Source organism: Aquabacterium sp. (genome assembly GCF_049317225.1).
In the GTDB taxonomy this organism is placed as follows: domain Bacteria; phylum Pseudomonadota; class Gammaproteobacteria; order Burkholderiales; family Burkholderiaceae_C; genus Aquabacterium.
Genome location: NZ_JBMOIR010000008.1, coordinates 48,972 through 68,004 on the forward strand (window position 1 = coordinate 48,972; position 19,033 = coordinate 68,004).

The 19,033-nt window shown below is 59.6% G+C and carries 15 protein-coding genes; 4 read left to right on the forward strand and 11 right to left on the reverse strand.

Translation table 11 applies throughout. The features are described 5' to 3' along the window. Position 1: 1 nt before the first annotated feature. Positions 2-646: a CoA transferase subunit B gene (locus ACOYNB_RS07565; RefSeq protein WP_422838494.1), complete on the forward strand. Its 645-nt coding sequence runs from the start codon at positions 2-4 to the stop codon at positions 644-646. Between the two features lie 70 nt (positions 647-716). Next, the gene (locus ACOYNB_RS07570; protein ID WP_422838495.1) at positions 717-1,979 is read left to right on the forward strand and encodes a DNA recombination protein RmuC; all 1,263 of its coding nucleotides are present in this window, start codon (positions 717-719) and stop codon (positions 1,977-1,979) included. Here ACOYNB_RS07570 and hemH read toward each other — a convergent pair. The 11 genes from hemH to ACOYNB_RS07625 all read right to left on the reverse strand — a co-directional run bounded on the left by hemH (position 1,976) and on the right by ACOYNB_RS07625 (position 16,373). Beyond that, a complete protein-coding gene (hemH, locus tag ACOYNB_RS07575; protein WP_422838496.1) occupies positions 1,976-3,073 on the reverse strand; it encodes a ferrochelatase in 1,098 nt (365 codons plus the stop codon). The two genes, ACOYNB_RS07570 and hemH, sit on opposite strands and share 4 nt — an antisense overlap. Next, on the reverse strand, positions 3,070-6,729 hold the full coding sequence (locus ACOYNB_RS07580) for a PAS domain S-box protein (protein WP_422838497.1): 3,660 nt from the start codon (positions 6,727-6,729) through the stop codon (positions 3,070-3,072). The genes hemH and ACOYNB_RS07580 overlap by 4 nt, the downstream gene beginning before the upstream one ends. Before the next feature lie 67 nt (positions 6,730-6,796). Further along, positions 6,797-7,729: an FHA domain-containing protein gene (locus ACOYNB_RS07585; RefSeq protein ID WP_422838498.1), complete on the reverse strand. Its 933-nt coding sequence runs from the start codon at positions 7,727-7,729 to the stop codon at positions 6,797-6,799. Positions 7,730-7,879: 150 nt separating this feature from the next. Then, entirely contained in the window at positions 7,880-10,129 is a 2,250-nt protein-coding gene (rpoD, locus tag ACOYNB_RS07590; RefSeq protein WP_422838499.1) for an RNA polymerase sigma factor RpoD, read from the reverse strand. 101 nt (positions 10,130-10,230) lie between these two features. Next, positions 10,231-12,342, reverse strand: a complete 2,112-nt coding sequence (dnaG, locus tag ACOYNB_RS07595) for a DNA primase (RefSeq protein ID WP_422838500.1) — start codon at positions 12,340-12,342, stop codon at positions 10,231-10,233. 103 nt (positions 12,343-12,445) lie between these two features. Continuing rightward, complete coding sequence (gene adk, locus ACOYNB_RS07600) at positions 12,446-13,102, reverse strand: adenylate kinase (RefSeq protein WP_422838501.1); 657 nt, start codon at positions 13,100-13,102, stop codon at positions 12,446-12,448. Between the two features lie 112 nt (positions 13,103-13,214). Next, positions 13,215-13,976, reverse strand: coding sequence for a 3-deoxy-manno-octulosonate cytidylyltransferase (gene kdsB / locus ACOYNB_RS07605; RefSeq protein ID WP_422838502.1), 762 nt, complete (start codon positions 13,974-13,976; stop codon positions 13,215-13,217). A 1-nt stretch (position 13,977) separates the two neighbouring features. After that, positions 13,978-14,193 (reverse strand): Trm112 family protein, encoded by a 216-nt coding sequence (locus ACOYNB_RS07610; protein WP_422838503.1) that lies wholly within the window; start codon positions 14,191-14,193, stop codon positions 13,978-13,980. A gap of 12 nt (positions 14,194-14,205) precedes the next feature. Continuing rightward, positions 14,206-15,285, reverse strand: a complete 1,080-nt coding sequence (gene lpxK / locus ACOYNB_RS07615; RefSeq protein ID WP_422838504.1) for a tetraacyldisaccharide 4'-kinase — start codon at positions 15,283-15,285, stop codon at positions 14,206-14,208. Next, positions 15,282-15,707, reverse strand: a complete 426-nt coding sequence (locus tag ACOYNB_RS07620; RefSeq protein WP_422838548.1) for an ExbD/TolR family protein — start codon at positions 15,705-15,707, stop codon at positions 15,282-15,284. Before ACOYNB_RS07620 ends, lpxK begins: the two co-directional genes overlap by 4 nt. Before the next feature lie 27 nt (positions 15,708-15,734). Then, the gene (locus ACOYNB_RS07625; RefSeq protein ID WP_422838505.1) at positions 15,735-16,373 is read right to left on the reverse strand and encodes a MotA/TolQ/ExbB proton channel family protein; all 639 of its coding nucleotides are present in this window, start codon (positions 16,371-16,373) and stop codon (positions 15,735-15,737) included. A 399-nt stretch (positions 16,374-16,772) separates the two neighbouring features. On the opposite strand from ACOYNB_RS07625, the gene xseA reads away from it, so the two are divergent. After that, entirely contained in the window at positions 16,773-18,083 is a 1,311-nt protein-coding gene (xseA, locus tag ACOYNB_RS07630) for an exodeoxyribonuclease VII large subunit (RefSeq protein WP_422838506.1), read from the forward strand. A 103-nt stretch (positions 18,084-18,186) separates the two neighbouring features. Continuing rightward, on the forward strand, positions 18,187-18,768 hold the full coding sequence (gene sodB / locus ACOYNB_RS07635; protein WP_422838507.1) for a superoxide dismutase [Fe]: 582 nt from the start codon (positions 18,187-18,189) through the stop codon (positions 18,766-18,768). Positions 18,769-19,033: the final 265 nt, after the last annotated feature.

The following is a 19,033-nucleotide window of genomic DNA, read 5'->3' on the forward strand; positions in this document are numbered from 1 at the left end:
CATGCCTTGGACCCATGACGAAATGGCGGCCCGTGCCGCACAGGAACTGGAAGACGGTTTCTACGTGAACTTGGGGATTGGTCTGCCGACACTGGTGGCCAACCATGTGCGTCCGGACATCGATGTGTGGCTGCAGTCCGAGAACGGCATGCTGGGCATTGGCCCGTTTCCGACCGAGGCAGAGGTCGATGCAGACTTGATCAATGCGGGCAAGCAGACCGTGACCTGTCTGCCAGGCTCGTCGATCTTCGGTTCTCACGAGAGCTTTGCGATGATCCGCGGCGGCAAGATCAACTTGTCGATTCTGGGCGCGATGCAGGTGTCCGAGAAGGGCGATCTGGCCAACTGGATGATCCCGGGCAAGATGGTCAAAGGCATGGGCGGCGCCATGGACTTGGTGGCCGGCGTCAAGCGCGTGGTGGTCTTGATGGAGCACAGCGCCAAGAACGGTGAGCACAAGCTGCTGCAGAAGTGCACGCTGCCGCTGACCGGTTTGGGTGTGGTTGATCGCATCATCACCGAACTGTGTGTGCTGGACGTGACCCCATCGGGCTTCCGTTGCGTAGAGATTGCTGAAGGCGTGACCGAAGAAGAGATCCGCATGAAGACGGGCGCGCACGTCGAGTTCGCCTTGCAGGTTGCTTGACGGCTTCGTGCTGCCTGCAACAAGGCCGCCTCAGGGCGGCTTTTTCATGGGCGTTTGAGACAATCGAAGCATGATGTGGCTGAACTGGATTTTGTCGGGTTTGATCGTGTTGCTGCTGTTGTGGCTGGTCTTGCGTCCGCAGCGCGACGTTACGGAAGCGTTGCAACAGCGCCTGGATGATTTGCAGGATCAACAACACCGCTTGCTGGAACTTCAGGGCAACTCCTTGCGGGACGATGTGGCGCGCCAGGCCGCGCTGACGCGGCAGGAGTTGACGCAAGCCCTGAGCCTGTTTCAGCAAACGGTGCTGGCGCAACAGGGCGAGTCGACGCGTACGCACAACGAGCAGATGGCACGTTTGCACCAGGTCGTCGAACAGCGTTTGCGGGCCTTGCAGGCTGACAACGAGCAGAAGCTGGAGCAGATGCGGCAAACCGTCGATGAAAAGCTGCATGCCACGCTGGAAGCTCGACTGGGTGAAAGCTTCAAGCAGGTGGCCGAGCGCCTGGAACAGGTTCACCGAGGCTTGGGCGACATGCAGCGACTGGCCAGTGATGTCGGCTCACTGAACCGTGTGCTCAATAACGTCAAAACCAGAGGGATCTTTGGTGAGGTGCAGTTGGCTGGGCTGTTGGAGCAGGTGTTCACCCCTGAGCAATATGCTGTCAACGTCGAGACGGTGCCGGGCAGCGGTGCGCGTGTCGAATTTGCGATTCGCTTGCCGGGGCAGGGCGGGGCTGAGCAGGCACCGGTTTGGTTGCCCATTGACGCCAAGTTTCCTCGCGAAGACTACGACCGATTGCTGGATGCGCAAGACCGGGCTGACGCCGTTGGCGTCGAACAGGCGGCCAAGGCACTGGAGGCGCGCTTGCGCAGTGAAGCTCGCAGCATTCACGAGAAGTACCTTGCCCCTCCGCACACCGCTGAGTTTGCGATCCTGTTCGTGCCCACCGAAGGCTTGTACGCCGAAGCACTTCGACGCCCTGGTTTGGTTGAGGCCCTGCAGCGGGAGTGTCGCGTGATGCTGGCTGGCCCGACTACTTTGTTGGCAACGCTGAACAGCTTGCAGATGGGGTTCCGGACCTTGGCGCTGGAAAAACGGTCAAGTGAGGTGTGGCAGGTTCTGGGGGCGGTCAAGACCGAGTTCGCCAAGTTCGGTGAGGTGCTGGCTCGTACTCGCAAGAAGCTTGATGAGGCCAGTAACACCATCTCCAGCGTCGAAACACGCACCCGCGTGATGGGGCGCGCGCTCAAGCAGGTGGAAGCCATGCCTGAGCAGCAAGCGCAAACGCTGCTTCCGGGCGTCTTGTCCTTGGGCGACGACGAGAGTTAAACCTTGGCGCCAGCCGCCAACGCACGGTCGCGCTGCTGAATGAGGTCGTGATTGCCTGGCAGTTGGGCGCTTTGGGTCGGCCATCCCTGAAGGTGGGTTTCGACCAATTTGGTCAACGCACGAATCCAGTCAGCGCGGTCATTCAGACAGGGGATGTAATGGAATGCCTGCCCACCGTTAGACAGGAATGCCTGCTTACCCTCCATGGCGATTTCTTCCAGGGTTTCAATGCAATCTGCAACGAAACCTGGGCAGATGACGTCCACGCGTTTGATGCCGGCTTTCGCCAACTGCTTGAGTGTCGGCTCTGTGTAAGGCTCCAGCCACTTGGCCTTGCCAAAACGGCTTTGGAATGTCACCACATATTGCTCTGAGGTCAGGCCCAGGCGTTCGGCAACCAGTCGCCCCGTCTTCAGGCACTCGCAGTGGTATGGGTCACCCAGTTCAAGCGTACGCTGAGGCATGCCGTGGAAGCTCATGACCAATTTGTCGGCTTGCCCATTGGCTTGCCAGTGTTCGCGCACGGAGCCTGCCAAAGCATCGATGTAGGCCATGTCATCGTGGAAGCGACCGATGTAGCGTAGCTCTGGCAAGGCACGAATGTTTCGCCCCCAGCTGAAAACCTCATCCATGACGCTGGCTGTGGTCGCGCCAGAGTACTGTGGATACATCGGGACCACCAAAATCCTGTTGCAGCCCTGCGCTTTGAGCTTGTCGAGTGTCTGCGCGATGGATGGCGTTCCGTAGCGCATGGCGTGCTCGACGACAACGTGGTGACCCGCTTCGCCGATGAAGCCTTGCAGCAACGTCGTTTGTTTTTCTGTCCAGACCCGAAGCGGGGATCCCTCATGCGTCCAGATGCTGGCGTACTTCTCTGCAGACTTCGCAGGGCGCACACGCAGGATGATGCCGTGAAGAATCACCTTCCAGACCAGTGGCGGAATTTCGACCACACGCGGGTCGCTCAGGAACTGCGCCAAATAGCGGCGCAGTGCCGATGGCGTCGGTGCATCGGGCGTGCCGAGATTGACCAGCAGCACACCAGTGCGTGGCAATTGGCCGTGTTTGTAGGCGGGCTCTTTGGCGAAACTCATGTGATCGTAGGGCTGTCACCCTTGTCGGCCAAGCGGCACAACTCGTTGGTGACGGTCATGATGTCAATCGGCTTGGTCCAGTAGCCCGTGAAGCCGGCATCCTTGGCCTTGGCGATGTCTTCGGGCATGGCGTCTGCGGAACACATGTAGGCAGGCACGCTTTCCAGACCAGGAATTTTTCTCAAGCTGGCCAGCACCTCAAAGCCTGTCATGCCGGGCAAATGCGCATCCAGGACGAGCACCTCCGGCATCCAGCGACGGGACAGTGCGATCGCGCTTTCTCCGTCTTCCGCAATTTCGAGCTGAAGCTGTTCGTAGGGGCGGAGGGCCTCTTCGAACAACATTGCATTGATGCGGTTATCCTCAACATAGAGGACCCGCAGCGGCGCCTTGACAACAGCCGAATCGGTGGGAGACAAAGGGGCGGACATGAGTGGTGCAAACAAGCTATCAGCTGGTGCTGTAGCGTAGTCGGTATCAGAGTCAGGCAACAAAGAGGGTTGAATCACCAGTGGCAGGTTGATGTTGACGCATGTCCCTGCTCCTAACTGGCTTTGGATGTCCAACTGACCACCCATGGCTTCGACCAGCGAGCGTGTAATGATAAGACCCAGCCCTGTGCCTTCGATGCTGGATGTCTCTTTTCCAAGTCGTTCGAAGGGTTGGAAGAGCTTGGACAGTTGTGCTTCACTCATCCCTGTGCCAGTGTCTTGAATCCGCAGGATCAGACGACTGTCGTCCATCAAGGGACTAGCGCTGAAGGTGACACGGCCTCCGGCACGGTTGTACTTGATTGCATTGGAGGCCAGGTTCATGATCACCTGACTCAAACGCTGCCGATCCGCCTGGACATACCAGCGCCAATCCAGATCGGGTACCAACTGAACCTCGCGTTGATCTGCCAGTGGATTCAGCATGCTGATGCAGCGCAGCACAATCTCACGCAAGCAGAGGTCTTCCGGGTGGAAGGTGAGCATGCCGGTCTCCACCTGCTGGAGGTCCAGTACATCGTTCACAAGACAGGTGAGGTGGCGTGCTGCGTGCAGAATTTGTCGAACGTAGTTCGTTTGTTCTCTTGCCGCACCTTGTTTGGCCATATGGAGCCGCAGCAATTGTGCGAATCCGCTCACTGCGTTCAGTGGCGTTCGCATCTCATGGCTCATACGCGACAGAAACTCGCTCTTGGCCGTGCTTGCAGCCTCTGCCGCATGCTTTTCTCTGAGGCTATGCTCGGCGTGCTTGACGGGCGAAATGTCCGAGAGCGTGCCCACCATACGCTGCGGGGCACCGTATGCATCTCGGCTGACGACTTTCCCGCGCGACAGCGCATGCAGGTAGTGTCCGTCCCGATGAGCAATGCGGAACTCCATCTGATGGATGCCATGCCCCTCCGCGGCGTAACGAATGAAGCTGTCTCGAACGCGCTCCTGATCATCCGGGTGGACTCTGCTGAGGTACTCCTCTGCCAGCGGTTGCACATCGTGATCCTGGTAGCCCAGCATGGCCTTCCAGCGGGGGGAGTAGAACACTTCGCCGGTGGTGATGTTCCAGTCCCAAACGCCGTCGCCGGCACCTTCCAGCGCAAACTTCCAACGCTCCTCACTGATCGCCAGTTCTTGCAGTGCACGGTGTTCCAGCGTGATGTCGCGGAAAGATGCCATGGCCGCGAAGGGCGGTTCGTCTGGTCCGACGCGCAAGACGTTGCTTGACATCTGAATCCAGATGACTTGTCCATCGCCTCGTCGCATGGGCAGGATGCGGTCGACCACTCGCTCGCCGGTGTGAATGGCTTCGTAAACAGGCCATTGTTCAATCGGAAGGGGGTTAACCAAGTCTGGTGCCAGCAAATGCAGCTCGCTGAGTTGCAGGGGCGGCTCAGTTGGCGATGACGGTACCCTGACGCCCAGCATGCGGCTGGCAACGGGGTTCAGGGTCAAGATATGCCCCATCAGATCCACAATGAGCAATCCGTCGCTGATCGTGGATGCCACGGATCGGTAGAGCTCTTCACTGACTCGCAGCTTGTCTTCCGACTCCTTCTTGTCGGTGATGTCCCGAGTGAGGAACAGAATCTCTCCATGAGGCATGGGGGTCATGCGTGCCTCGAAGTGGCGCAAGACACCGTCACGTGTCTCAAGCTGGTATTCGAGTTCTTGAGGCGTGTTCATCTCGCGCAGGCGCTTGATGGCTCCCCCCTGTAGTGCAGCGACCTCGTAGGGCAGGTGAATGCCAACGGGGCGCCCCCGAAGCTCCTCCATGGGCCGAACTAGCATGGGGTGACCTTCGTGCCCGTCACCGTAGCACCCATGTCGGTCAATCACAAACCACAGGTCAGGCAACGCCGAGAGAACGGCACGCAGGTGTGCATCCTTGTCGCGCAACGCTCTCTCTTGTGCTGCCAGTTGAAGGGTGGCCTCTTTGCGCTCGGTGATGTCCATCACGCAATGAACGGTGTTGCCGTCGGCAAGGCGCTGATCTTGCAGCAGCATCCAGCGGTTTCTGAAACGCACTTCGGTGGCGACGCCCTGGCCCACCAAGCCCATGCGCCACTGAACAAACGCTTCTTCACGTCCCACCGCATCGGGGTAAGTACCTTCGTTGACCAGGCGTCGAAGCATGCGCTCCCAGTTTGGGTGCTCGGCATCCCAGGCGCTGCCGGCCCATGCTTTCCAGCGGTCATTGGCAAGCACGACGTTGCGGTCTTTGTCGGCGATCATGACGCTGAAGTCAAACGCCTCCATCGCCTGTCGCAGAAGTAGATCCGCACGCCTGGCGTGTTGCTCCGCCAGCACCTGCTTGGTCACATTGCGGCAGGCGCCGCGATACCCCATGAAGTCGCCTTTGCTGTTGAACACAGGGCTGCCACTGGCACTGACGATGAGCCGCCCATGAGGCGTTTCACGCTCACCGATGGCATCCAGAAACGGTGCGCGGTGACGGACGGCCTGGCGAAGCTGATCCCAGGATGCCTGTGTCTCGTCTTCACGGTGGTCGTAGACCGCGCCTGCAGGGGTCCCTAGTTCCAGCTGAGGATCCAGCCCGGTGTGCTGCTGAAAGCTGTCTGAAATCCAAGTAAGGTGGCCTTCGCTGTCGGTCTCCCACAACCAGTCGCTACCCGCATGGCTGGCAGTCCGGACGCGCGCGGCCATTTTTCGGGCACGCTGTCGATGGAGTTCTGCCTCGATCAGGGTTTGTGCACTGAGCGCAATGTCTTCCAAAGCGAGCAGATCGCTGGGCGACCAACCTCGGGCATCGGTGCTCAACGCAACGACACATCCAATACAAACGCCCTCGACAAACAGAGGGGCTCGCACGCAGGATTGGAACGTTGCAAATGGGGCGCAGGGGTGCTTGGGCTGCCACGATGGCGTTTTGGCAAGCCCATCCATGATCAGCGTGGAGCTGATGACTGCCGAGGTGTCAAACGGCGCATCGCCTAAGGGTACGACGTGTTCGGGCCAGCCTTGCGCCGCGATGGTGTGTGCACAAGCTTGGTCGATGGCACAAATGACGGCAGCTTGGCAGGACAGTGTTCGCGTGGCCAGCCTGGCCAGGGCCTGAAATGCAACTGGTGCTTCACTGCCTTCTAACAGGCGCGTGTCCTGCAGGATCGCGAGACGCTGTTGCTCAAGAGACAGAGGTACAGAAATTGTCATGCGCTCGTCGCGTGCGAATCAGCGTGTTGACGCTAATCCGGACTGCATGACTTGGCGAGCATCAGCTTCACTGAGGTCGTGTGTCGGAGAAGCTCAGCACTTCAAAATGGATTTGGGTGCCGCTGGGGTCTGAGGGTGGGGCACCCAGGCAAATGATGCCACTGCCATGCAGTGTACAAGTGCCTCGACGCAGCGTGAGTACTTGATCGTCGTGATCGAATTTGACGTGCGTGCCGTTGTAACTGAGGTCTGACAGGTATATCTGGCCGCTGTGCGATTCAATGCGTGCATGGGAGCGCGATGCGCGTGAGTCACTAACGCAAAAGTGTGCCTGCGGGCTGCGGCCCAACACCAGCGGCATGGCCGACGTGGGGAAGACGCGTTCCGTGCCCAGCCAAGTGAGTCGAACACCGTCTGGCATGTCGGATGGCAGGGCATCCATCATCATGGTGGACATGGTGTCGCCGAAGCGGCGATTCTCCATGCGCAGCACGGAAACGGGCTCTTTGCGGCCGCGAAGATGGAGCTTGTCAATGCTGCGGAAGAGATCCAATTGCTCGGCAGGCAACTGGTGGAGCAACTGTGCCGTGGTGAGCGTTTCGTTGTCGCCGGCAAGGTCAATCAGGCGGGCAGCCACGTTGACTGCGTCGCCAAAGCAATCGCCGTCCACTTCAACCATCTCGCCCCAAGCAATCGCAACCTTGAGCTTGATGGCTGGTGCCTTGGTGGGCAGCCCTTCTCCGACCGGGGCAATTTTTTCAAGGGAGTCCTGAAGTTCGGTCGCCGAAGCCACGACACGCTCGGCATCGTCAAATACGGCCATCAGGCCGTCACCCAAGGTCTTGACCACCCGGCCGCCGCCACGCACGATGATCTGCCCCAGCATGGCCAAACTGTGCGTCACCACGGTCGCCGCTTCCTTGTTGCCAAGCTTCAGATAGAGAGCGGTACTGCCTCTCAAGTCGGCAAACAGAATCGCTCGTTCGGTGGTTTGGGCCATCGCGCTAGACGAACACTTAGGTGGACTCAGATGTGTGATGAATTGCACACCTTGCTCTGGTGCCATTATGTCTGTTTCGGACATGAAAAACCCGGCGCGAAGGCCGGGTTGTGTGGTCATGTCGACACAGGGCTTACGTGAAGCTCAGGGTCACAGGTTGTCCAGATAGGTCCGCAGCTTGTCCGAGCGGCTGGGGTGCTTCAGCTTGCGGATGGCCTTGGCTTCGATCTGGCGGATGCGTTCGCGGGTGACGTCGAACTGCTTGCCGACTTCTTCCAGCGTGTGGTCGGTCGACATTTCGATACCGAAGCGCATGCGCAGCACCTTGGCTTCGCGTGGGGTCAGGCTGTCGAGAATGTCCTTCACCACGTCGCGCAGACCGGCTTGCATCGCAGCTTCGATCGGGGCGGTGTTGTTGGTGTCCTCGATGAAATCGCCCAGATGGCTGTCGTCGTCGTCCCCGATCGGCGTTTCCATGGAGATCGGCTCTTTGGCGATCTTCATGATCTTGCGGACCTTGTCCTCCGGCATTTCCATCTTGGCAGCCAGGGTTGGGGCATCGGGTTCGAAGCCGAATTCCTGCAAGTGTTGGCGCGAGATGCGGTTCATCTTGTTGATCGTTTCGATCATGTGAACCGGGATACGGATGGTGCGGGCCTGGTCAGCGATCGAGCGCGTGATGGCCTGACGGATCCACCAGGTGGCGTAGGTCGAGAACTTGTAGCCGCGACGGTATTCGAACTTGTCCACCGCCTTCATGAGGCCAATGTTGCCTTCCTGGATCAGATCCAGGAACTGCAGGCCACGGTTGGTGTACTTCTTCGCAATCGAAATCACCAGACGCAAGTTGGCCTCGATCATCTCCTTCTTCGCATCACGAGAGGCCTTTTCGCCTTCGTTCATGCGCTTGTTGATGGTCTTGAGGTCATCAATGGGCACCACGGCCTTGGCCTGCAGGTCGATCAGCTTTTGCTGCAGTTCCTGAATGGCGGGCAGGCTGCGGCCCATCACGGCGGAATAGGCCTTGCCGGCTTGCGATTCCTTCACGGCCCAGTCCAGATTCAGGATGTTGGGCGGGAAGGTCTTGATGAACTGCTCTTGAGGCATGCCGCAACGGTCCACCACGATCTTGCGCAGTTCGCGTTCGTAGCGACGGACGTCGTCGACTTGTGAGCGCAACACGTCGCACAGGCGCTCAATGGTCTTGACGGTGAAGCGGATGGTCATCAGCTCGTGACTGATGGCGTCCTGGGCCTTGTTGTAAGGCGCAGACTTGTAGCCATCCTTCTCGAAGGACTTGGCCATCTTGTCAAAGTTGGCGCGCAGGGCGTCGAACTTGACCATGGCCTGGTTCTTCATTTCCTCGAGCTTCTTGCTCATGGCCTTGGAGCCACCGTTGCCGTCGTCGTCGTCCTCTTCGTCGAATTCGTCGAAGTCTTCTTCGGCCACGTAATCGTCGGCTTCGTCTTCGGCCACAAAGCCGTCCACGACATCGGAAATGGGCAGCTCACCGGCACGAATCTTGTCCGCCAGTGTCAGGATTTCGGCGATGGTGGTGGGCGAGGCCGAGATGGCCAGCATCATGGCCTGCAGACCGCCTTCGATGCGCTTGGCGATTTCGATTTCGCCTTCGCGGGTCAACAGTTCGACGGTACCCATTTCACGCATGTACATGCGGACAGGGTCGGTCGTACGGCCGAATTCGGAGTCCACGGTCGACAGCGCGGCTTCAGCGGCTTCTTCGGCTTCTTCTTCGGTCGCAGTGGCTTGAGCGCTGTTCGAAATCAGCAGCGTGGCCGCGTCAGGCGCTTGCTCGTAAACGGCCACGCCCATGTCGTTCAACATGGAGATGATGGCCTCGAGGATTTCAGCCTCGACGAGTTTTTCGGGCAAGTGGTCGTTGATTTCCTGATGGGTCAGGAAACCACGGGTCTTACCCATCTTGATCAGGGTTTTCAGGTCCTGACGACGCTTGTTGACTTCCTCTTCCGTCAACGTGGTGTCGTCAATGCCGAACTCACGCATCAGCGCACGCTCCTTGGCGCGCGAAACCTTCATGCGCAGGGGCTTGGCCTTGGGCTTGTCGTCGCCACCTTCGTCGCCGCCAGTGTCAGCTTCGCTGGTCTCGACCTCGCCTTCAAGATCGGCTTCGATGTCGGCGGCATCGTCTTCGTCAAAGGAAGCGGTCTTCTTGGCGGCCTTCTTGGCTGCGGGCTTGTCTTCGCCAGCGGCGGCGGCCTTGGGCTTGCGACCACGCTTCTTGGGTTCAGCGGCGACGGCTTCAACAGTGTCGGCTTCCACGGCCTTGGCGGCACGGGCCTTCGTGGCCTTCTTTTCGGTCACGTCGGCATCGGTAGTGGCTGTCGTCACAGCGGATTTCGCGGCTTTTTTCGCGGTCATGCGCTTCCTCGAGAGAGATTGCAGGGGGCTTGTCGAACCCTCCATTATCGCCGAAGCGAAGGAGGGCGTCAAAAAGGGTGTTGTCGGACTGCCGCCAATTCTTATCCGGAAATGGGGCGACTCTGACTGATTTCAAGTTTCATTTGGTTTGTCTGGCGAATCAGCTCGATCTTTCGTGCTTCAGCGGCCTCGGAGAGTTCATCGCCAGATTGAAGCAGCATCTTGAGCTCTTCTTGCAGGGCGACCAATTCGAGCGGGCGGATGAGGCCGATCAGGCTCTCCACCGTGTCTTTGTCGTCCGGTACGTCATGAAAGTGGGCGATGCGTCGTGCCAGTGCCTGAAAGTGTCCTGACTCGCCGGGATGCTCGGGGTCCTCGGTGTCGCCCTTCATCATTCGGGTCAGTGACTCGGTGTCGATGAGCCCTTGGTCGAGCAGAAGGCGGTCCAGCCAGCGGAAAAAGTCGCCATAGGGCGCCGGTTGATCGCAAAGCAGGTCATGCGTGGATGCGGGCAAGTGCTCCCAGAACGCGCTGTTGGCAACCAGTGCCCAGACAATGCGATCGAGGGGGGTGGCGGCCTGAGGCGGTGGCCTGACCGCAGCCGGCGTGCCGCGACTTTGCCAGCGCGTGTTGCCACGTGGTTCCCAATTCTTTTTCCTGGGGCGCTTGGCGAAAGACGTTGAACTTTCTGGTGGGACGTAGGGGGCGACGTCCTGCTCCGAATACACATCGGCCCAGGCCTCATTCGTACCATCAGGTTCGAAGTGAGGAATGTGGCTGTCGTCGGGCGGGCCATCTACCCCCCAATCGGGGTTGGCGTTGTCGTCTTGCCGGCGTTCGCGTGTGCCTGCCCCACGCTCAGCGCGAAAGCCTCCGCCCGCCTGACGGGCCTGTTGCTGTGCGGCATGTTCGCTCAAACGTCTGCGAATCTCGTCTGGCGACGTTCTCGCGGTTTGGGCTAATTCGTCGGCAATCAGGCCTTGAAGTGCCCCTTCCGGGAATTGCGCCAAGAGCGGAACCGCTTGGACAAGCAGGCGTGCTCGGCCTTCGGCGCTGTCGAGGTCGCAGTCTGCGCTGGCGTGCTCGATCAGTTGCCGTGACAGCGGCACCGCCTTCTTGACGCATTCTTCAAACGCGGCTGGGCCATGCTCGCGAATGTAGCTGTCGGGGTCATGCTCTGCTGGCAAAAACAGAAAGCTGATGCGTCGTGTATCGGTGGCGTGTGGGAGGACCGCTTCCAGTGCGCGCCCCGCAGCACGTCTCCCCGCAGCATCCCCATCAAAGCTGAAGACCACTTGGTCTGTGAAGCGGAACAGCTTTTGTGCATGGTCGGCTGTGCAGGCTGTACCTAATGTGGCCACGGCATTGCCAAAGCCCCATTGCGCCAGTGCGACGACATCCATGTAGCCCTCGGTCACGATGGCGTAGCCCTTGTTGCGCAGCGCCGAGCGCCCCTCAAACAATCCGTAGAGCTCGCGCCCTTTGACGAAGACCGGCGTTTCGGGTGAATTCAGATACTTGGGCTCACCTTTATCCAGAACCCGTCCACCAAAGCCGATGACCTGGCCTTGCGGGTTGCGGATGGGAAACATGATCCGATCGCGGAACCTGTCATAGCGCTTGCCTTCTTCATCACCCGATTGCGCTTCGTGTGCGATGACCAGTCCGGATTCCACCAGGAGGGGATCGTCGTACTGTGGGAAGGCGCTGGCCAGACCGCGCCAACTGTCAGGGGCATAGCCCAGCGCGAAGCGCGCCGCGACTTCTCCCGTTAGTCCCCGCCCTTTGAGGTAGGCAATCGCGCGTGGGCTCTTTTTCAGTTGCTGCTTCCAGTGCTGTGCAGCCTTGGCCATCACATCGGTCAGTGACGCCTGCTTTTCCCTGACTTGCTTTTGGCGGTCCCGCTCCTGAGGGCTGATGTTGTCATCCGGAACCTGCATGCCCTGCATTTGGGCCAGATCCTTGATGGCATCCACAAAGCCCAGCCCTCCGTACTCCATCAAAAAGCCGAGCGCGTTGCCATGCACGCCGCAACCAAAGCAGTGATAAGTCTGGCGGGAGGGGCTGACGATGAAACTGGGGGTCTTCTCGCCGTGGAAGGGGCACAGTCCCTTGAAGTTGATGCCTGCCTTTTTCAGGGTGACGTACCGACCCACGATGTCGGCGACATCGGTGCGAGCGAGCAGATCCTGAATGAACGACTGCGGAATCACGTCAAGAGCGAGAAATTCGAAAGGGCGGGGAGAGAGTACAACGGCCCCGGCGCTGTGACACGACGGGGCCGTTGGGGTCAGCCAAAGTCAGGCTGAGCGAAGCTTACTGCGAGAGAGCTTCCAGGGCGCGAGCCGTGATTTCGTCCACCGAACCCAAGCCGGCAATTTTGCGGTACTGAGGGGCAGCGGCGTCACCGGTCGACGCCCATTGGCCGTAGTAGTCCACCAGCGGACGGGTCTGTTGGTGGTAGACGTCCAGGCGCTTGCGAACGGTTTCTTCCTTGTCGTCGTCGCGCTGAACCAGATCCTCGCCTGTCGCGTCGTCCTTGCCGGCCACCTTGGGTGGGTTGAACACGACGTGGTAGGTGCGGCCGGAAGCCACGTGAACGCGACGACCGCTCATGCGCTCAATGATCGACGAGTCAGGTACGTCAATTTCCAGCACGAAGTCGATCTTTACGCCGGCCACCTTCATGGCTTCGGCTTGAGGGATGGTGCGGGGGAAACCGTCAAACAGGAAACCGTTGGCGCAATCGGCCTGAGCGATGCGTTCCTTGACGAGGCCAATGATGATGTCGTCGCTGACCAGACCGCCGGCGTCCATCACTTTCTTGGCAGCCAAGCCCAACTCCGTACCGGCCTTGATGGCAGCGCGCAGCATGTCACCGGTCGAAATTTGGGGGATGCCGTACTTCTCGCACAGGAATGCAGCTTGTGTGCCTTTTCCGGCGCCGGGTGCGCCCAACAGGATCAGTCTCATGTAAGTCCTCGGTATCCGATAGTGACTGAGCACATGTGGTCGCGCTCAGCTTTGCAAGCCTCGGAGGATAACATGCGCACCCCTTCGGTCGAGAGGGGGATGCGCCGGATGGTCATTTCTGGCCGGCGAAGTGTGCGCGCACCCGCTCCAGGTCCTCAGGCGTGTCGACACCTGCCCCTGGGGCATGTTGCGTAACGTGTACGGCGATTCGTTCTCCGTGCCACAGCACGCGAAGTTGCTCCAGTGACTCGATGGATTCCAGCGGGCTCACGGCCAAGGTCGGGTAGCGGCGCAAAAAACCTGCGCGGTAGCCGTAAATGCCGATGTGACGCAGCGGGGTGTGGGCGCCCTGTGGCGGCTGTCCTGCCGTAGGCGCATCGCGCCACCATGGAATGGGCGCACGGGAGAAATACAACGCACGCCCCTGAATATCGGTCACCACTTTCACCACATTGGGATTGGTGAAGTGTGCATCTGCCTCGATGGGGTGAGCAGCCGTGCTCACGACACAGTCTGGGCGTGCCTCCAGTTGATCGGCGCACGCGTTGATCAATTCGGGGTCAATCAGGGGCTCGTCGCCCTGAACGTTGACCACGGCATCTTGCCCATCCAGGCCGAGCAGCGTACAGGCTTCGGCCAGTCGGTCGCTGCCGTTAGGGTGGTCTGCGCGAGTCATGACGCAGGCAATCTCGTGGGCTTTGCAAGCGTCGTGGATGCGCTGGTCATCGGTGGCCACGACCACCTGTTTGGCACGACTGAGCGCGGCACGTTGTGCTACCCGGACCACCATGGGCAGGCCCGCGATGTCCGCCAATGGCTTATCGGGGAGGCGGGTGGATGCGAGTCGCGCGGGGATCAGGACAGTGAAGTCCATGTCAAGCCTCCGGCGAAGCGGTGGGTGTGCTGGTCGAAACGATTTGATCGTTTTCATCAACAGTCAGGGCTTCGTTTTCCAGCATCAGCGGGATGCCGTCTCGGATCGGAAACGCGAGGCGATCAGCGCGGCAGATCAGGTGCTGACCTTGTGGTTGTCGATGCAAAGGGCCCTTGCAAACGGGGCAAACCAGGAGTTCTGCTAGGCGGGTGTCCATGTGATTCTCTGTCTAGTGTTGGCGGCGCAAACGTTGCGCACGGTCCAATGCCGCGTCCAGTTCGTGCCAGAAGCGGGCTTCAGGGCTGAAGTCTAGTGCCGCTACCCACACCTTTGTATGAGGCCGTGCCTGCGCCACATGCTGTGGGTCGAGCTTGACAGCGTCTTTTTCGGTCACGACCAGATGCCGGCATGCCAGCGGCCACGGCAAATCGCGGAGGTCTGCATGGTCTTCCAGGGGGATGCCCTGAACAAGGTAGCCCATTTGGGTCAATGCATCAAAAAAACGCTGGGGTTGCGCAATGCCCGCCAATGCGTGCACCACAGGTGTCATCTGCGGGTCGAGCAATTCCGGAGATACGGCGGCACCCGACCACCAGGATTGAAGTGTCTGCAGCGGCTTGGTGCGTGTGCTGGCGACAAAACCCGGTAGTGTCGTGCTTGGTTGGCTGGCGTTGTAAAGCACGATGGGAGGCGTGCTGAGTTCACAGGTGGGTATCACCGAGATGGGCTCGCGCAGCGGGCCTGCGGGAAGCAGCCATCCGTTGCCTTGTCCGCGGGCATCGAATACCACGATCTCGATGTCACGCTTTAGCTTCAAGTGCTGTAGCCCGTCGTCGCACACCAGAACGTCGATTTCCGGGTGAGCCTGCAGGAGCTTGGCGCCCCCCTTGGCGCGATCGCGATCAATCAGGGTCGGCACACCTGTGCGTCGCCAGATCAGCATCGGTTCATCGCCTGTGGTGAGAGTATCCAGCTTGTGAGCAGACAACTCGTCCAACAGCACGCCGCCAAACTCAGCCGAGTTTGGCGCCTTGTAGCCGCGCGTCAGAACCCCTGGCCGAAGGCCTCTTGCCTGGAGGTGCTGCAAGAGTGCGATGGTGGTGGGCGTCTTGCCCGCACCCCCCGCAATTCGATTGCCGACCACGATGACCGGACGAGGGAGTCGTTGAGACTGTATGCAGCCGTTGGCGTACGCCCAGCGTCTGATGCTGACGAGTAGCCACAAGAGCAGCGCAACGGGGCTCAGCGCCCAGGCAATGGGCCCCCGAGTCAGCCAGGCTTGTGTCAAGCGCTGCGCCAAACCACTCATGGTGTTGAGTCTGCCTGTCCTTGCGTGGCAAAGGTCAGTTGAGTCAAGCCTACTCGGCGTGCCGCATCCATGACGTTGATGACACTTTGGTGTGTGGCCGCAGCGTCTGCAGAAATGACCACAATCGTTTTGTCGGCCCCCGCTGAGCGAGACAGTGCTGCAGCCAGCACATCGACGCTGCGCCCCTCCAGCAGTCGCTGGTTGACCACGTAACGACCATCAGCCGTGATCAGGACGAGCAGTTCTCTGGGACGAGAGTCAGCCGATTTGGCGTTGGCCGTCGGGAGATTGATCTTCAGTTCTGTCAAACGAGAGTACGTGGTCGTCAGCATCAGAAAGATGAGAATGACCAGTAGCACGTCGATGAACGGGATCAGATTGATCTCGGGTTCTTCGGGCTGAGTGCGCTTGCGGAAGTTCATCGCCATGGCTGCGTGCTCCAGCCAAGTTCAGCGGCGAGTGGATGTCAATCGCAGCAGATGCTGGACCAGACGCTCGGATGCTTGTTCCATTGCCAAGGTGTAGCTTTCAACCTTGGCTCGGAAATGTCGGTAGAACATCAGCGACGGAATGGCGACAATCAGACCGAACGCGGTGTTGTAAAGCGCGACCGAAATGCCATGCGCCAGATCTGCGGGATTGGCGCCGGTGGCACCACCGCCAGTCGACGTGGAGCCAAAGATCTCGATCATGCCGATTACCGTGCCGAGCAGGCCCATCAGCGGAGCAGCGCTGGCGATGGTGCCGAGCGCATTCAGATAAGCCTCCATGCGGTGAACGGCATCGCGCCCCGCAGTTTCGACGGCAGTTCGCAGGTTGGCTTCAGAGATGCGGTTGTCGGCAGCCACAGCACGCAAGCCTTGCGCGAGCACCAAGCCAAGAATCGAGTTCGCCGCGAGCTTATCGATGGTGTCGGCTGGCGGGACGTTTGTGCGGGCGACCGTCAGCACCTCGTCGACCAAGGTCGCGGGTACGACGCGGGCTTGACGCAAGCTCAAGAAACGTTCGACAACCAGCGCGAGCGCGACGATGGAGCACAAGACCAGCGGAATGATGGGCCAGCCAGCAGCTTGTAAGATCGACAGCAAAGAAGGACTCCCTGTGGGCGAGATCTGAACGGCACGGCCGGTACGTCAACATGAGTCCGGCCTGTAGGACCAAGCCTCAGATTATGGGCCTGAATTTCGTGTGCTGTGGGGTTTGTCACGCCTTGTCGCAAAACCAGTGTTTTCCCGAGGGCGCGTTCTGAAGTCATCCACTTTTTCTGTGGATAACTTTGTGGGTAAGACGGTTTTGCTGGGCGTTAGCCTAGGTGAAATCTGGATTTTGCTTTGTTTGCCTCATTTTTGAGCATTTGTTTTTCTATATAAATCAACCACTTACGACGATTAGCAAGCTGTGTGGCGTATTGATGCGCTGTGTGGCGACTGTCCTGAAATCTGTGGACTTGTTTGGTCGTGTTTGAGGGTGGCAAAGGGTAATTCGCTGTGTGGCAACGTGATCGTGAAGACTATTCGCCGCGTGTCTGGGGTGTCCAGGCGCTGGTTCAGGCCGTCGGTGACAGCTTGAGTGCGCGATTTGGTGGGTGTGTGGTGCGAGGTGAGATCAGTGGGTTCACCCGTGCCGCGAGTGGGCATGGCTACTTCACACTCAAAGACGAGCACGGGCAGGCAGCATTGAGATGTGCCATGTTTCGTCGGGCGCTGTCTCAAGTCGATTTCACGCCATCGGAGGGCATGCTGGTCGAGGTGCGGGGCAACTTGGCGGTTTACGAGGCGCGCGGCGAGTTGCAAATGGTGATCGAGTCCATGCGGCGTGCTGGTGCCGGGGCTATGTATGAGCAGTTCCTTCGTTTGAGGGCCAAGCTGGAAGCCGAAGGCCTGTTTGCATCCGAGCGCAAGCGTGCGATTCCTGCGTACCCCAGGCGTGTGGCGGTGGTGACATCTCTTGCCGCGGCCGCCTTGCGTGATGTGTTGACTGCTTTGGCGCGCCGAGCGCCTCACGTCGAGGTATGGATTTCGCCAACGTCAGTGCAGGGGGGGGAGGCACCTGCGCAGATCGTGTCAGCGTTGGCCAAAGTCGCCATGGCACACCATGCGGGGCAATCGATCGATGCGGTGCTTCTCGTGCGGGGCGGGGGAGCTCTGGAGGATCTGTGGTCCTTCAACGATGAGCGCGTGGTGCGCGCCGTAGCGGCCTGTGCGGTCCCGGTGATTTGTGGCGTTGGGCATGAGTCCGACGTGACGCTGGCTGACTTTGCTGCGGACTTGCGTGCGCCCACGCCGACTGCTGCGGCAGAGTTGGTCGCCAAAGATCGTGCGGAGCTGCTGAGCCAGCTGGATGGGTTGCAACGGCACATGACCCTTCGTGTTCAGCAGCGGCTGGACGCTGCAGCGCAGCGCCTGGATCAGGCTGCATTTCGCTTGAGTCGGCCTGCGCAAGTGCTGGGCAGGCAGCGGCAGCAATTGGCGTTGCTGGAGCACCGCCTGTTGGCGGCATGTCGTGATCGCGCGCGTTGGGCTGGGCAGAATCTTCCCGCACTCGACGCTCGCATGAAGCGATCGGTGGCCTTGACGCTGGAGCGTGCTGCGCGACAACTGCAGTCCAGTCATGAGCGCTTGGAGTCGCTGAGTCCTGCGCGTGTGCTAGAGCGAGGTTATGCGTGGCTGCAAAACGAGCAGGGACATCCTGTGGTCAGCGCCGCGGAGGTGGCGGTGGGGCAGCCTTTGCAGGGTGTTTTGCGCGATGGTGTGTTGCAGTTGAACGTCACCGGTGTAGAGATGTCCGGTTCGCGATAAGCCCCAGATCTGATCCGGATATGTCGAGTGCGATGGGGGCGTGTAAATTCCACATGCCTACAATCGACCGTCGATTCTTAACACCTATCAGGAACACTGCACCATGGCTCACACGCTTCCTCCTCTGCCGTACGCTCAAGACGCCCTGGCTCCTCACATCAGCAAGGAGACCTTTGAGTACCACTACGGTAAGCATCACCAAGCCTACGTCACCAACCTGAACAACCTGATCCCCGGTACGGAGTTCGAAGCCCTGTCGCTGGAAGAGATCGTCAAGAAGTCCAGCGGTGGCGTCTACAACAACGCCGCTCAGGTGTGGAACCACACTTTCTTCTGGAGCTGCATGAAGCCGAACGGCGGTGGCGCTCCTTCTGGCAAGCTGGCTGATGCCATCAACGCCAAGTTCGGCAGCTATGACGCGTTCAAGGAAGCCTTCACCAAGTCTGCTGTGGGCAACTTCGGCTCCGGCTGGACCTTCCTGGTGAAGAAGGCTGACGGTTCGGTGGACATCGCCAACTTCGGCCCCGCTGGCACGCCTCTGACCACTGGCGACACCGCGCTGCTGACCATCGACGTGTGGGAGCACGCTTACTACATCGACTACCGCAATGCCCGCCCCAAGTTCGTGGAAGTGTTCCTGAACAGCCTGGTGAACTGGGAATTTGCTGAGAAGAACTTCGGCTGATCGTCGCGTTTTTTCTCTCAGCACTGAAAGGCCGAGCACTGCTCGGCCTTTTGTTTTTTTGCTCGGCTTTTTTTGATTTTGCCTGTAATGGTGAATTTCCCTAGGTTTTGAGGATGGGCTCGAAAAATTGACACTTTGGGCGCGCAGGGCTGGATAACGGTGCTACAGTGACTTCGTTTACGGCCCTTCCCGTCGCCCTTGCTGGATTTTGTTCTCGGCAGTCAGCAAGGCGGGTCCGCAATCCGCCAACCGGTCAAGCCGTGTC